Source organism: Candidatus Clostridium radicumherbarum (assembly GCF_045310525.1).
In the GTDB taxonomy this organism is placed as follows: domain Bacteria; phylum Bacillota; class Clostridia; order Clostridiales; family Clostridiaceae; genus Clostridium_AT; species Clostridium_AT radicumherbarum.
Window position 1 is genome coordinate 807,796 of record NZ_JBJHZY010000001.1, and the last position, 13,175, is coordinate 820,970.

24 protein-coding genes and 1 tRNA gene are annotated in these 13,175 nt (G+C 31.5%); 19 read left to right on the top strand and 6 right to left on the bottom strand.

Features of this window, described 5'->3' with window-relative positions; all coding sequences use genetic code 11:
• Positions 1–262: 262 nt before the first annotated feature.
• From ACJDUH_RS03840 to ACJDUH_RS03850, 3 genes are all read right to left on the bottom strand, one after another.
• Positions 263–619 carry a hypothetical protein gene (locus tag ACJDUH_RS03840; protein ID WP_406763834.1) on the bottom strand — a complete coding sequence of 119 codons (357 nt, stop codon included), beginning with the start codon at positions 617–619 and terminating at the stop codon, positions 263–265.
• 145 nt (positions 620–764) lie between these two features.
• Positions 765–1,118: a hypothetical protein gene (locus tag ACJDUH_RS03845; protein WP_406763835.1), complete on the bottom strand. Its 354-nt coding sequence runs from the start codon at positions 1,116–1,118 to the stop codon at positions 765–767.
• 279 nt (positions 1,119–1,397) lie between these two features.
• Positions 1,398–1,679: a YmaF family protein gene (locus ACJDUH_RS03850; protein WP_406763836.1), complete on the bottom strand. Its 282-nt coding sequence runs from the start codon at positions 1,677–1,679 to the stop codon at positions 1,398–1,400.
• A gap of 372 nt (positions 1,680–2,051) precedes the next feature.
• Between ACJDUH_RS03850 and ACJDUH_RS03855 the strand changes: the two genes are divergently transcribed.
• Complete coding sequence (locus ACJDUH_RS03855; protein ID WP_406763837.1) at positions 2,052–3,089, top strand: alpha/beta hydrolase; 1,038 nt, start codon at positions 2,052–2,054, stop codon at positions 3,087–3,089.
• A 276-nt stretch (positions 3,090–3,365) separates the two neighbouring features.
• Here the strand turns inward: ACJDUH_RS03855 and ACJDUH_RS03860 are convergent, their stop codons facing one another.
• Entirely contained in the window at positions 3,366–3,617 is a 252-nt protein-coding gene (locus ACJDUH_RS03860; protein WP_406763838.1) for a hypothetical protein, read from the bottom strand.
• A gap of 163 nt (positions 3,618–3,780) precedes the next feature.
• Here ACJDUH_RS03860 and ACJDUH_RS03865 point away from each other — a divergent pair, with 163 nt between their 5' ends.
• The 9 genes from ACJDUH_RS03865 to ACJDUH_RS03905 all read left to right on the top strand — a co-directional run bounded on the left by ACJDUH_RS03865 (position 3,781) and on the right by ACJDUH_RS03905 (position 6,889).
• Entirely contained in the window at positions 3,781–3,951 is a 171-nt protein-coding gene (locus ACJDUH_RS03865) for a hypothetical protein (RefSeq protein ID WP_406763839.1), read from the top strand.
• A gap of 75 nt (positions 3,952–4,026) precedes the next feature.
• Positions 4,027–4,191, top strand: a complete 165-nt coding sequence (locus tag ACJDUH_RS03870) for a hypothetical protein (RefSeq protein ID WP_406763840.1) — start codon at positions 4,027–4,029, stop codon at positions 4,189–4,191.
• 40 nt (positions 4,192–4,231) lie between these two features.
• Positions 4,232–4,507 (top strand): hypothetical protein, encoded by a 276-nt coding sequence (locus ACJDUH_RS03875; RefSeq protein ID WP_406763841.1) that lies wholly within the window; start codon positions 4,232–4,234, stop codon positions 4,505–4,507.
• Between the two features lie 113 nt (positions 4,508–4,620).
• The gene (locus ACJDUH_RS03880) at positions 4,621–4,758 is read left to right on the top strand and encodes a hypothetical protein (protein WP_406763842.1); all 138 of its coding nucleotides are present in this window, start codon (positions 4,621–4,623) and stop codon (positions 4,756–4,758) included.
• 72 nt (positions 4,759–4,830) lie between these two features.
• Positions 4,831–5,085 carry a hemolysin XhlA family protein gene (locus ACJDUH_RS03885; protein WP_406763843.1) on the top strand — a complete coding sequence of 85 codons (255 nt, stop codon included), beginning with the start codon at positions 4,831–4,833 and terminating at the stop codon, positions 5,083–5,085.
• Between the two features lie 55 nt (positions 5,086–5,140).
• Positions 5,141–5,869 carry a peptidoglycan recognition protein family protein gene (locus ACJDUH_RS03890; RefSeq protein ID WP_406763844.1) on the top strand — a complete coding sequence of 243 codons (729 nt, stop codon included), beginning with the start codon at positions 5,141–5,143 and terminating at the stop codon, positions 5,867–5,869.
• Between the two features lie 238 nt (positions 5,870–6,107).
• A complete protein-coding gene (locus tag ACJDUH_RS03895) occupies positions 6,108–6,266 on the top strand; it encodes a hypothetical protein (protein WP_406763845.1) in 159 nt (52 codons plus the stop codon).
• Between the two features lie 190 nt (positions 6,267–6,456).
• Entirely contained in the window at positions 6,457–6,666 is a 210-nt protein-coding gene (locus tag ACJDUH_RS03900) for a hypothetical protein (protein WP_406763846.1), read from the top strand.
• 55 nt (positions 6,667–6,721) lie between these two features.
• Entirely contained in the window at positions 6,722–6,889 is a 168-nt protein-coding gene (locus ACJDUH_RS03905; RefSeq protein ID WP_406763847.1) for a hypothetical protein, read from the top strand.
• Positions 6,890–7,102: 213 nt separating this feature from the next.
• Here ACJDUH_RS03905 and ACJDUH_RS03910 read toward each other — a convergent pair whose 3' ends face one another.
• Positions 7,103–7,522 (bottom strand): hypothetical protein, encoded by a 420-nt coding sequence (locus tag ACJDUH_RS03910; protein ID WP_406763848.1) that lies wholly within the window; start codon positions 7,520–7,522, stop codon positions 7,103–7,105.
• Positions 7,523–8,345: 823 nt separating this feature from the next.
• Between ACJDUH_RS03910 and ACJDUH_RS03915 the strand changes: the two genes are divergently transcribed.
• The 8 genes from ACJDUH_RS03915 (at position 8,346) to ACJDUH_RS03950 (ending at position 12,643) form a co-directional block, all read left to right on the top strand.
• Positions 8,346–8,480: a hypothetical protein gene (locus ACJDUH_RS03915; RefSeq protein WP_406763849.1), complete on the top strand. Its 135-nt coding sequence runs from the start codon at positions 8,346–8,348 to the stop codon at positions 8,478–8,480.
• 17 nt (positions 8,481–8,497) lie between these two features.
• The gene (locus tag ACJDUH_RS03920; RefSeq protein ID WP_406765008.1) at positions 8,498–8,923 is read left to right on the top strand and encodes a DUF1064 domain-containing protein; all 426 of its coding nucleotides are present in this window, start codon (positions 8,498–8,500) and stop codon (positions 8,921–8,923) included.
• Between the two features lie 250 nt (positions 8,924–9,173).
• On the top strand, positions 9,174–9,437 hold the full coding sequence (locus ACJDUH_RS03925; protein WP_406763850.1) for a hypothetical protein: 264 nt from the start codon (positions 9,174–9,176) through the stop codon (positions 9,435–9,437).
• A 385-nt stretch (positions 9,438–9,822) separates the two neighbouring features.
• On the top strand, positions 9,823–10,335 hold the full coding sequence (locus ACJDUH_RS03930; protein WP_406763851.1) for a ferritin family protein: 513 nt from the start codon (positions 9,823–9,825) through the stop codon (positions 10,333–10,335).
• 89 nt (positions 10,336–10,424) lie between these two features.
• Positions 10,425–11,237 (top strand): alpha/beta fold hydrolase, encoded by an 813-nt coding sequence (locus tag ACJDUH_RS03935; protein WP_406763852.1) that lies wholly within the window; start codon positions 10,425–10,427, stop codon positions 11,235–11,237.
• Positions 11,238–11,328: 91 nt separating this feature from the next.
• Entirely contained in the window at positions 11,329–11,535 is a 207-nt protein-coding gene (locus ACJDUH_RS03940) for a putative HNHc nuclease (RefSeq protein ID WP_406763853.1), read from the top strand.
• 583 nt (positions 11,536–12,118) lie between these two features.
• The gene (locus tag ACJDUH_RS03945) at positions 12,119–12,382 is read left to right on the top strand and encodes a hypothetical protein (RefSeq protein ID WP_406763854.1); all 264 of its coding nucleotides are present in this window, start codon (positions 12,119–12,121) and stop codon (positions 12,380–12,382) included.
• An 18-nt stretch (positions 12,383–12,400) separates the two neighbouring features.
• Positions 12,401–12,643 carry a hypothetical protein gene (locus ACJDUH_RS03950; protein WP_406763855.1) on the top strand — a complete coding sequence of 81 codons (243 nt, stop codon included), beginning with the start codon at positions 12,401–12,403 and terminating at the stop codon, positions 12,641–12,643.
• 76 nt (positions 12,644–12,719) lie between these two features.
• Here the strand turns inward: ACJDUH_RS03950 and ACJDUH_RS03955 are convergent.
• Positions 12,720–12,794 (bottom strand) — tRNA-Trp (locus ACJDUH_RS03955).
• Positions 12,795–12,921: 127 nt separating this feature from the next.
• Here ACJDUH_RS03955 and ACJDUH_RS03960 point away from each other — a divergent pair.
• Positions 12,922–13,131, top strand: a complete 210-nt coding sequence (locus ACJDUH_RS03960; protein ID WP_406763856.1) for a hypothetical protein — start codon at positions 12,922–12,924, stop codon at positions 13,129–13,131.
• Positions 13,132–13,175: the final 44 nt, after the last annotated feature.

Here is a 13,175-nt window from a genome sequence, read left to right on the forward strand (position 1 = left end):
TTGGTGTTCTTGCTTTCTTATTCTCAGTACTACCCCAATGTATCCAGAAAAAAGTTTGTCTTTAAGATGACCATGACGATTATCCATTAAAATCTTTTATAGTGGCATTCAATAAGTATTGATAAATTAGCCGGAGCTTTATTTTTAAAACTTAACATACGAGCAAAAGAAGAAAGCACTATCAAATTTAAAGCTTGATAGTGCTTTTTTAGGAAAATTTTTAGGCTAACAAATAATGTTAGCTAAATTATTTTAATCTATCCTAACGAAAGAATGGGAAAAAGGGGAAAAAAGGACGGAAAAAATGGTGATGAAAATGGTGATGAAAATGGTGAAAACGACGACGCCCAAAGCGAGGATCCGGGTCACCAGGATCCATTTGAGACATCATATTAGATTCTCCCATCATAGGACAACTTTCCTTCATTGGACATGTTTCCATTGAAGGACAATAGGACATTGGAGCCATCATATAAGGCATAGCGTACCCCATGTGATGATGGCCTGTTTTGTGATGATGGTCTGTTCCATGGTGATGGTGCTCTGTTTTCCAACGATCTTGTTCTGTTTGAATATTTAACTCTCCAGTGTTGTTTTGGTCTTCAGAACTATAATACATTAATAACCCTCCATAAAATTTACCTACAATAATATGATATTCAATTAGATTAGATTGTGATACATAAGTTATATTAAGTTGAAAGCCTAGAGGAATAATTCTCTCTAGGCTAAAATTTTCTTTTATTAGAACATATAGTATAAATTTATTGCCAACCAGTACTTCCAACAGCATTATGAACAAAGGCTGCAATTCTGTCAATTGGAATATCAACTACTGCACCAAGAGTTCTGCCACTACAATCAAATCTACCCGTAGTTCTCCTTCTGTCTGTATTTCTTCTTGATGTGCTCCTTCTTCTTTCATCTGTACAACAATTACCTAATGCACATCCTGGAGCAGAACCAAGATTAACAATTAATCTGACAAAACCTCTACTAACTGAAGCAAGAACTCCTGTAAATCCTTCTCCTGATTCTCCACCACTAGTTGTAAAGATAGTAACAGTTTGTCCAATATGACGTGCTAAATCACCTGCAAGACTAAATCCATCTGGCATATTAAATCCCTCCTTATTATATAAAAATAATCGCATAACTTGTCCCGCTACATATTATGAATGCAGCTTAAAATTGATACTATTCATGATGAGGTAGAATAAATTTTTTTCGATTATGAATATACGTTACGTATAAAATGTAGGCATTTAGGGTGGAAGTTGAGATAGATGAGATTAAAGAATAGACTTACCGTTTGAAATAAGGAAAAAGGTTCTAAATATAAATAGCTGTCATGCAAACGGCAGCTATTAATAAAAATTTATTAAAAGGTTTTTAAATTAATCGGCACTTGTAAAGCCTTGGATATAGTGAATATGGCCATTCGCAATTTCAACTCTAGTTTCGAAACGGTGATAATGTCGGCCATCTTGTATTTGAATAGCAGGACCAGTTCTTGTGGTATATTTATGATCATGGTCAGTGTAATAGCTTGTTTTACCTTCCATATTGTGTGCATGAGGTACTCCACTTGTTGCTTTAGTAGTAACTCCACCGTAGTGATGGATATGTCCATTATCATATGTAGTTGCGCCTGAAAAACTGTGAGAATGCTCTTTCATACGAATTCCTCCAAATAATATCTTTTATTCTAATAATATATGTCAACATAATTTAGTTGTTACAATCAGAAATTTGTTTTGAAAAATTCAAGTTATAAAAGAATTTTGAAGCAGTAAGCGAGCTTGAAAAAGATTATTTAATCAAGGAGAGGATAAAAAGTAGAAAGGAAACCACATATCAAAAACTGATTGTATGATTATTGAGTAATAAAATTAAAAATTGTTCTTTGAATATTGAATAATACGGTATTAAAATAATTTAATTTTTTTTATTGATGATAGTTAAGTATAATAAAGTGCTATTCGTATAAAATACGTAATGAAATTTATATTCATAGAATGAATTTATGCATACTATTGGAGGCTGACTAAATGAAGAATAAGAAAGGTATTTGGATATTTTTAATTCCAGTTATAGCAATTATTATTGTGGCTTTTTTATTTATTAAAAACTTAATAACAACAAGTTATGGAAAGGCAGATATGAAGATTGCTGTAATGATGAGGATTAATAAATATTTAAATCCTAACTCTATTAATGGAAAGCCAGTAAAAGAAATACGCCAAATTTTAAATAATGACGCCACCAAATGGAGTGCGAAACCTATACCTTTTTCTAATATAAAAAATGTTAGTATAGATACTCCTATAAATAAGATTCCTGTACGCATATATACACCTGAAGGTACCAGTAAGTATCCTATAATTATTTATTCACACGGAGGTTATTGGATTGAAGGAAATGTAGACTCTCGTGATAATGTATGCAGGAAGCTTGCAAAAAACACAAAAGCAATAGTAGTCTCAGTTGAATATCGGCTTGCCCCTGAAAATCCTTTTCCAGCTGGTTTAAATGATGTTTATAATGTTGTCCAGTGGGTTTATAAGAATGCTGAAAGCATTAATGGGGACGCAGGACATATAGCTGTTGCAGGGGATAGCGCTGGTGGAAATATTTCAGCTGTAGTTTCTCAAATGGTTCGTGACAAAAATGGACCGCACATAACTTGCCAAGTTTTAATATACCCATCTACAAATATTTATGAATTAAATAGTAAATCTTGGTCTTATGTGTCCGATGAACTTACTATTTCTCGAGAGGATATGGAGAAATTTATATCTCTATATGTGCCAAAGAAAGAAGATAGAAAAAGTCCATATGCATCTCCTTTGTTAGCTAAGGATTTTAAGGATTTACCTCATACACTTATAATAATAGCTGAAATTGATCCATTGCGTGATGAGGGGAAAGCCTATGGTCAAAAGTTGAAGGAAGAGGGTAATCAGGTAGTTGTAAGTATGTATAAAGGCTGCCCACATGGCTTTCTTACAATGGATAGAATTTCAAGTGCAGGGGATAAAGCTATAAACGAAATTTCTTTATATCTTCAAAAAGAGTTTCAGAGATAAACTTTGATTTTAAATTTATAAGGTTTAAGGGTAATTTATAATATAAAACCGAATAGTCAATAAGAATACCGTATAATTCAGAAGAAATGGCTACTACGGTATTTTTATTTTTAAAATTAAGGAGATGATAAATTGAATATTGTGTAAATAATTACAAAAGTAAAACCTCTTATTTATAGTTTTCATTTTTTAGTCTCCAATTTTATTTTTGGCGGCTGCTTTTTATTTTGAAGAAATAATAGCATCAGAATTACCTGAAGCTATTATTTAATTTACCTATAGAATGAAGAACCACCACCAAGGAAAGCCGCCACCAGGAAAAAATGGGCGTCTACGCCTATGGTGACGTCGTCTAAACATATCGTCATATGCAGGATATTCAGGATATTCATCAGTCGGATACATCATAGGATTATAATATCCAGGATATTGACGTAAGTAAGGACAATCTAGGCAAGGATATTCCCCATAATCCATATATTCAGGATTATTATAGCTATTATCTTGTGCTACTTCGTTATTATTCATTGTTTACCTCCAATAAAAATTAGCTCACATTAACATATTATGAAAAACATTGATAGTGGTTACTGTTTTATTTTGGATTCCCTCCAGGCTGTAGAAACTTTAGAAGCCTACAGCTTTTATTATATAAAAAAGCAAGTAGGAACCTTTTTGAAATAAAAGCATTATGTTAGTAGAATGTGAGAAGATTATAAAATCTTACAATGGCCTTACATTTGATGTTGCATTACCTAAATTTCAAGATAAATTATGGGCAATAGCTAAAATTTATAATACTACTGGTCCAGAATTATTAAACCTTACCATGAAAAGATTAATTAAGAACAACATCAATTGAGCTCTTAAGAGGGCTCTTTTTTTATATACACATATTAAACATCATCTTGGTAATGATAATAAATGAGGTGGTAATATGAAAAATAAAGAAAAAGTAATTAATTATCAAAATATGGCAATAGTAAAGCAGTTAAATACCATGACTGCTTATGGAATTGGTGGATTAGGCAATACACCAGTACCGAAAGAAATAATACATAATGAAGATATTGAAACAGGCAAAGAAAATTCGAAAGAGTAATTGCTCTCTTTTTTTGTACAAAAAATTAAGAGGTGAGCCTATGTCAAAACCTAAATGGGAAGATGTTAAAGAAAAGTTAGTATTAGTAGAAGGATGGGCCAGAGACGGGCTCACAGATGAAGAAATAGCTAAAAATTTAGGCATAGGTAAGACAGCGTTTTATAAATACAAAAAGGAACATGCGAAGTTTGCGAACACCCTAAAAAGAGGAAAAGAAGTTATTGACTATGAAGTAGAGAATGCATTACTTAAAAGAGCTCTAGGTTATGAATATACTGAAGTAAAAGTGTATCTAAGATACTTGCGGGTGATATAAGCACAACTAAGTTCCGAGTTGTCACTGATGCGGGCAATCTTCTTATCTCGGACAATACTATTCAGATAAAAGATGCTATATGTATCTAAGGGGCTACCTTAGATACATGAAATATGAATTTAAGCTTAAATGCTAACACAGTAAATAAAGCACTTGTTACAGCTAATGCAGCTGATGTAAAGGATCAATATTCAGAATTCGAAGCTGAAGTTAAAGCTAGGGCAACCGCTCTAGGATATGCAATATTTTAATAAAGCAAATATAAAATATTTTAAGAGAGTAGAAAAGTCTACTCTCTTTTATTTTAAGAAAGTTGGTGCAAAATGAGCGAAAACTATAACGAAGTGCTATGCCAAGAGAAACATAAAACCATAACCGAGACTTTAAAAGATCATATAAAGAGGCTTGATGGACATTCTAAAAGACTTGATGATTTAGAAAAAGATAGTACAGAATTTAGAACTGATATTAAAAATCTAATAAAGAAAATAGATGATTTCATGATAACCATAAGATGGGGACTTGGCATATTTGTCACAGTCTCTATTTTTGTTATTGGAATTTTATTAAAGAAATAAATTTCACAGAATAATATAAAGTTCATATTATACAGTAATAAAGGAGGAATGGTCTATGTCTTACGAAATTATACAAAAGTATATAAGCAAAAATCGTTCAGGACAAGCTTTAACAGCTATAGGAATGGTATTGCATGACACAGATGATAAGGGAGCTACAGCACAGAATGAGCAATCTTACTTCAATAATAATAATGTTTCAGCTTCAGCTCATGCTTTTATCGATTGGTCAAGCATAATAGAGACAGTTCCAGATAATGAAGTTGCTTGGGGAAGTGGTCCTACCTCAAACCATAAATTTTTACAAGTAGAGCTTTGTGTGCCAACAACGCATGATGTGACTAAATTCAATGAAGTTTGGAATAGAGCTGTATGGTACTTTGCTTATAAGTTTGTAAATAAGCTTAATGTTAATACTATAACTAAGGACAACCTTATGAGCCATGCAGAAGTTTCAAATAAGTGGCATGAAACTGACCACCAGGATCCAATAGCTTACTTTAATGAATATGGAAAAACAGTAGATCAATTTAGAAGTGAAGTTCAAGTTCAAATAAATATTATATTAGGAAAGGGAGTATCTGATATGAAAAAAATAGTAGTTTATTATGGTGATGCAGATGTATTTGCAGCTTTAATAGTATCTCAAAAAAATCAATGTCCTTTGATGTCAAAGGCTGATTTTGTAGCTAGCGGCTTGCAAGCAGATCAAGTTATCGAAATAGGAGGAAAACCTAATAGTACAAGATATTCAACATTTAAAGATGCTGCTAATTTAGTTTAAAAGGGTGCTTGAAGCACTCTTTTATTTTTTAAAAATTAAGAAAGAAGGAATATTAAAATGTTAAATCAAATTCTATCAAATTCTTATTACTAACACTCTTTATTATAGCTATTGCACTTATTGCTATTACAATTGTATATATAGTAATTCCTGCTTAGGTGAAACAGTAACTAGCTTAGAAAGTATAGTAAAAAACTGCGGCAAGGGTGTCACAATACAGAATGTCAGAACTGCTTTAGTGCGATTTGAAAAACTCGGGTTTTTAACAAATAAATCAACAAAGACTGGAAGGCTTATAACTATTGATAATTGGGAGCTTTATCAAGTTGAACTAAAGCAAACTAACAAAGGTTCTAACAAAGACCTAACAAAGAGCCAACAAAGACCTAACACCTAACAATAATGATAATAATGATAAGAATGTAAAAAATGATAAGAAGTATATATATTCGTCGGAATCTAACGAATACCTACTAGCTGTTTACCTCTATAAATATATTAAAAGTAATAATGATAGGACTAGGGAACCTAATTTATATACCTGGTCTAAGGAGTTTGATAAGATTCTTAGATTAGACAATCGGGACTTGGAAGAAGTAAAGCAAGTAATAAGGTTCTCACAAACGGATAGCTTTTGGCTTGCAAATATCTTAAGCCCAAGAAAGCTTAGAGAGAAATATGACCAGCTGCTATTAAAAATGAAAAATGATAAACCTCAAAAAAATTACGGTAAGAAAGTTAGTAACTTTAATAATTTTGAACAACGCAAATATGACTTTGAAAAGCTAGAAAGATAGTTATTAGGGTGGGAAGAACCAGAGCAAACTCAAAATTGATGGAAGGGGGATAAATATGAAAGAAGATGTTATTAAAGAGCTAGAAACTGAAATAGACAACCTAAAGCGTCAAGTAATATTCCACATGAAAAGAGCTCATGAAGCTGAAATGCTGCTTAGAGAAGTACAACCTTATTGCATACCGGAGGACAGGCAGAAGATTAGTGAGTTCTTTAAGGGATAGGACTGAATCTGAGAAAAATGCGACGTAACTATAGAAATTAATAATACGAATAATGTTCTTTGAAAATTGAATAATGCGGTGAAAAAATAGTATGAAGATCTTCTGTAATCTATAAGATGCATGAAATTAATTTTATTATGAAGAAGAGACTGCCTAAAAAACAGCCTCCATATCTTAGTTCTAAACTTTCTACAGTATAAAAATGAACCCTGCTTATTTTTTACAGATATTAAATGTTTTTGAGAAAGTTCCACTTACAGATATAATGACGTTATTTGTGTCATCTTTAAGGGTTACGCCAGTATAGCTTACATCTAACAATTCTTGGTGTTGTCCATTAGGACAAAAAGGATTTACTTGAGGTGGAGATACTTGCAATGAAGCAGTAACTTGTCCATTTTTACCGGAGGAAAAACTACCTGTAGAGCTTACTGGACCTGTAGCAGTCTGTTTATTTGCAGCTTGCGGACACCCTCCTCCATTATTAACACATTGATATACAGCCATTGCAGATGCTGAGAGTGTATAGTCAATCAATACGTTATCACCCAATCCAGCTTCCTTAAATGTGACAGTAAGAACACCTTTATTATCTATAGATCCTTTAGCATTGATAAAATGAGGTTGTGCCATATCGATTCAAACTCCTTCTTATTAAATATTTAGGATAATAAAACATTATTATTGAAATACTTTCTAATAGAATTACAAAAGTTTTGTTTTACTGTATAGGAATATTATAAGCTACTTTTTTATATTTCAAGCTTGTCCTTTATCCTAATTTAATAATATGACCAAGCACACAAATTGTTACAGTTTCTATATTATTTAATATTATGAAATCTTTAGATGCTCCGATGTGTACAGCTAAATGCAGATCCACTTTGAAGCAAGATTTAGAAACGTCTGAGTAAATAATTAGTTCGTAACTTTCATATTTAACATAACAATAATAAAAAAATGAATAATTATTTTGAACACCGCAATATTCATGATTGAATTTTGTGGCGTTTTTTCGTCGCAATACAAATATAAAAACCAACAAGAGTTTGCTTCTTCATAAGGGGGAATGTAGATGATAAGCTCATAGTACATATTACAAACTCTTGTTAGGAGATATAAATTTGGTGCTTAATACCATTCTATGATTAGAACTTAAATATGTTACGAAAATCAAAGTTTAGACGACGAAAGAATGTTATTTATCTTTATTAGACGTACCTAGAAAATAGAGGCCACATAGAACAATTAAAATCCCTATGAATGTAAATATACCAACAACCAGGTTGTTATAATCACCTAAGAAATCCACTATATTATTCATAATTATCCTATCATTTAAAGGGTGCTTATGTTTATTATTACAAAAGATATATTTTGTATGTATATAAGCATTTTGGGATATGGTTATAACTTTAAATTCTCATATGAAAATCAAATGAAAGAAGATAATTAAGTGACAAATAAAGATAAATTCATGAATAATGCTAGAAAAAGACTTTCTGATAAAGCATATAAAGCAAGAAAGGCAACTCAAGAAGCAATACAAACACGTATTGAGGGCTATGAAAGATGTGCAAAAGGAAGATGAAGGGCAGGGCAACAATAATGGCAACTAGTAAATATGGATCTAAGAAAATTGTTATTGATGGAATTACATTTGACAGCAAAGAGGAAGGTAGATTTTATGAGTACCTTAAGAAATTAAAAGCTAAAGATAAAATACTTAATTTTGAGTTGCAACCTAAGTACATTTTACAGAAAAGTTTTAAGAAATATGGAAAAACTCATAGGGCTATTACATATACCCCTGATTTTCTTATATACCACTTAGATGGAAGCTTAGAGCTTATAGATGTAAAAGGCTCAAATACTCAGCAGGGCGACATGAGAAGAAAGATGTTTGATTTTAATTACCTAGATTTAAAACTTACTTGGATAGCTAGTAATTATAAATGGGGTAATGAAGATGGCTGGGTAAATTATGATGAATTAAAGAAAAAGAGAAAGAATAAGAAAAATGTTATCAGATAATTTAAAAATAGAACTAGAGGAAATTTGTAATGATAATGATTTGACTATAGATTTTGACTTTAATCACCCAATTAATGTGACAGTAAGATTTTAAAATATAGTAACATATTAATATGCGATTGGATTATTTTTGGTAGTTATGTCAAATATCCGAAAAAGGATCTGTAAACTATAATTTAAAGTTTGTAACAAGGGTTACTTCGCTTCATATAATATAAATGTAGGTAAAATTATTTGTGGGGTGTAATTATTGAAAACTAATATGAGCTATCCAATGCAAGGTATGCATTCAATGATGGGAATGCAAGGTATGTGCCCAATGATGATGCAAGGTATGTATCCAATGATGGGGATGCACGGTATGCATCCAATGATGATGCAAGGTATGTGCCCAATGATGATGCAAGGTATGCATCCAATGATGATGCAAGGTATGTATCCAATGATGGGGATGCATGATATGTATCCAATGATGATGCAAGGTATGTGGCCAATGATGGAGTATGAAGAATAAAATCGCTGAGATTTTGTGAAAAAATCTGAATGAGTTAAGTTAATTAACTCAACACCTTTCGGTTTATATTGGTAAAATAACTTTTATTATGTCTTTAAAGTAAAATGAAGATGGAAATATGCTACTGGAGCATATATAGAGCATTAGATCTAATTGAAGAATATTCATTTATAACTATCAGTAATAACAATCCAAAACTATCTTAAAATACCGTATTATTCAGAAATGAGTACTACGGTATTTTTATTGTTCTTTGAAAACTGAATAATACGGTATTAAATAATGAAACCCTTATAAAATGAATGGATATAATCGAACATCGATGAATAATATATTAATAACAGTGTCTGGTTAATCAAAGTAAGTTCTATTATAGGAGGTAAAAATGAGTTATACCAATCCCAATGGAATGCCACAAGGGAATGCAAGATTTGACACAAATAAATTAAGGGAGATATTAATAGGTGAAATTATTGCGATAAATGGTTATGCTGAACATATTGCAAATTCAAACATGGAAGATATTAACGCAGCTTGGAAAAGTATAATGGGAGATGAAAAAAAGCACTATGGTATGATTCTTTCATTATTGCGTAAATATGACCCATCACAATATCAAGCATATAAGGAACATATTGGAGATAAATCAGGACCAAAGTCATCAATGCAAAAATATACACCCAAATACGATAAACAGATTATTTTAAATAATATAAGAGAAGACATAAAAGGTGAATTTGAAGCCGTTATCTTGTATGAACAGCATTTAGCAAGTATTTCTTACAATGATGTTAGGCAGGTATTGTATTCAGTAATTAATGAAGAAAAGGGGCATGCCGAGCATTTAACTCAGTTATTGTTAAAATATGATACAGATAAATATAACAGTCTTGAATAAAAGAAAACAAATAAATCAGTTTGGTCATTCATAAATTTATTATTTTTAGAATAACCTATTATTAGTTGATTATTTATTGGAGGTTATGAATGGGTTACTATGTTAAAGTAGAACCTAATGTAAAAATTTATGTAGAGGATCTCAACCCAGAGGGCAATAAGACAATCTTGTTTTTACATGGTTGGCCTGGAAGTCATAAGCTGTTTGAATATCAGTTTGATCAGCTACCAAAGATGGGATTTAGATGCATTGGAATAGATACAAGAGGATTCGGAAACTCAGATAAGCCTTGGACTGGCTACGGTTACGATAGACTATCAGATGATGTTCGGTGTGTGGTTGAAGCACTTTCTTTACATGATTTTACATTAGCAGGACATTCAACTGGAGGAGCAATGGCTGTTCGATACATGGGTCGCCATAAAGGTCACGGAGTATCTAAGCTAGTTCTTATTGATGCAGCAGCTCCTAGCCTTATAAAGCGTCCTAATTTTCCCTATGGAGTAGATAAAGAAACCGTTTTGCAATTGATTCAAGGGACATATACTGACCGTCCTAAAATGTTGAGGGGTTTCGGCGACATATTTTTCTTTCAGTATATAACTGAACCATTCTCTGATTGGTTTTTTCAATTGGGATTGCAGGCAGCCGGTTGGTCAACTGCTGCTATTGAAAATACTTGGATAAAAGAAGTACTGTTTTCTGATTTAGAAACAATAAATGTTCCTACTTTAATTATCCATGGTACTCATGATAAGGTTGTTCCATTTGAACTAGGCGAAATACAAAATAAGAGCATTAAAAATTCAAAACTTATACCATTTGAATATAGTGGTCATGCAACATTCTATGACCAGCGTGACAAATTCAACGAAGAAATAGTCAAGTTTATTCAAGAATAAATTATTTATGGATACCGTATTATTCAGAAAAAAATGAGTAATTACGGTGTTTTTATTTATAAAATTAAGGAGCTGATAAAGTGAAGCAGCTATGGCAACCTGTAAAGATTATAGGAATAAAAGAACGGAGGAAGTCCTGAGATACTCAACTAATGGAAGTTTACAAGGTGAATTAAAGCTAGATGATGGAAGGTTAATTAGTGCAGAGCAAAGGAAAAAGGTCTTTGCCTGTGTAAAGGATATTTCACTCTATACGGGATATGAAGCAGAGTATATAAGAGATTTATTGCAATTTTAACTGGTAATGGATATGTTGAAATTAAAAGTACAGACGTTGCTGTTAAATTAACAGGAGTTACTTTAGAGCCTATTAAACTTGATGATCTAAAACCAGCCTTAAAGAATGAAGCTTCTGATGGAATATACTTAATAGGATATGACTTAGCACCAGGTACTTATAAAGTAGAAGTAACAGATACAACAACAAAAAAGGGATATGTAGAAAGGTCAAAAAGTGTAGCAATGGGTCTAGATGATATTATTGCAAACGAAATTCAGCAAGGACCAGGATATGTAAAAATAGTTAAAGGTGATTTTGCGGTTAGATTACAGGGTGTAAAAATTACTCTTCAAAAATAATATAAATACATTTAAAAAGCTCTGATTACTCAGGGCTTTAATTTTTACTTTGACTACGAGCAAAATAAATCAGCACTATCAAATTTAAAATTAGATAGTGCCTTATTTAGGAAAATATTTTGGGCTAACAAATAATGTTAGCCCAAAATATTTTCATAAAAAGATAGAATAAATTGTCATTGACACACGAACAAACATTCTCGTATAATATAACCATTATGTCGCACTTGGAAGGTGAAAACATGAAAATCCTAGCTACACCTATAGATATGGTCTGTTGGTTCGAGAAATCAGGTTTACCGCATCCAGTTAGATTTAAACTCTTAGCTGATGATGAAAGCCAAGTAGTTATAAAAGTTGATAAAGTTAAATTTATAGACAAAGAAAAGATAGCCGGCAATGAAATGCTAATATTTAAGTGTGAGAGTGTATTTGGTAACCAACAAAAGATATTTGAATTAAAGTATGAGCTAAGGACTTGCAAGTGGATCCTTTGGAAAATATAAAGTGGATGGGGTTAATAAATGACAAATGGGGAAGTAAAAAAATCTTATTATGGATTGAAAGCATTTTTGATATTAAATGGTATTAATAGAAAAGAACGTGCCAAAACTATGAAGATTAGTACAAGAACTCTTAATAACAAATTGAATGGTTATTCTGATTTTACATTTGATGAAGTTATGATTTTTTGCAATAAATATAACAGTTGTAGTGATCTATTTTCAAAAAGTTCAAAATTTAAAATAACTAAAATAAAGGAGTAGAAATTATTTCTACTCCTTTTAAATTCCGGTTTTAAACATTCTGTCCGTTTTTTGTCCGGTATTAATTTTAAGAATATGGCAGGGGTACTAGGACTCGAACCTAGGCCAACGGTTTTGGAGACCGCTACTCTGCCAACTGAGCTATACCCCTAAGACAAGAAATATTATATAACATGATTAATAAAAAAGCAACAGTTTTTAAATATAATATTTTAAAATATATTTCAATAAGAAATTGTGGTAAAATGGTAATAGAAAATTGATGGAGAGGATAACATATGAGAAAGAATAAAAATTTGGCATTTTTGATACTAATATTTGGTGTTTTAGGGCTTGCTGCAACAGCATATTTTATAATAAATTCTTATTTTAAAGCTAAAAATATGGAGGCACTTTTGAAACCTGTGGCCATTGGCTTTATTCCGTTTTTTATATCCTTTGCGTTTTTAAGAATAGGAATAGATGGATTGATTAAAAAAAATAGCTAATTTACATTTCTAGAAAAATGCTAACATTCATAAAGAAATGAGAG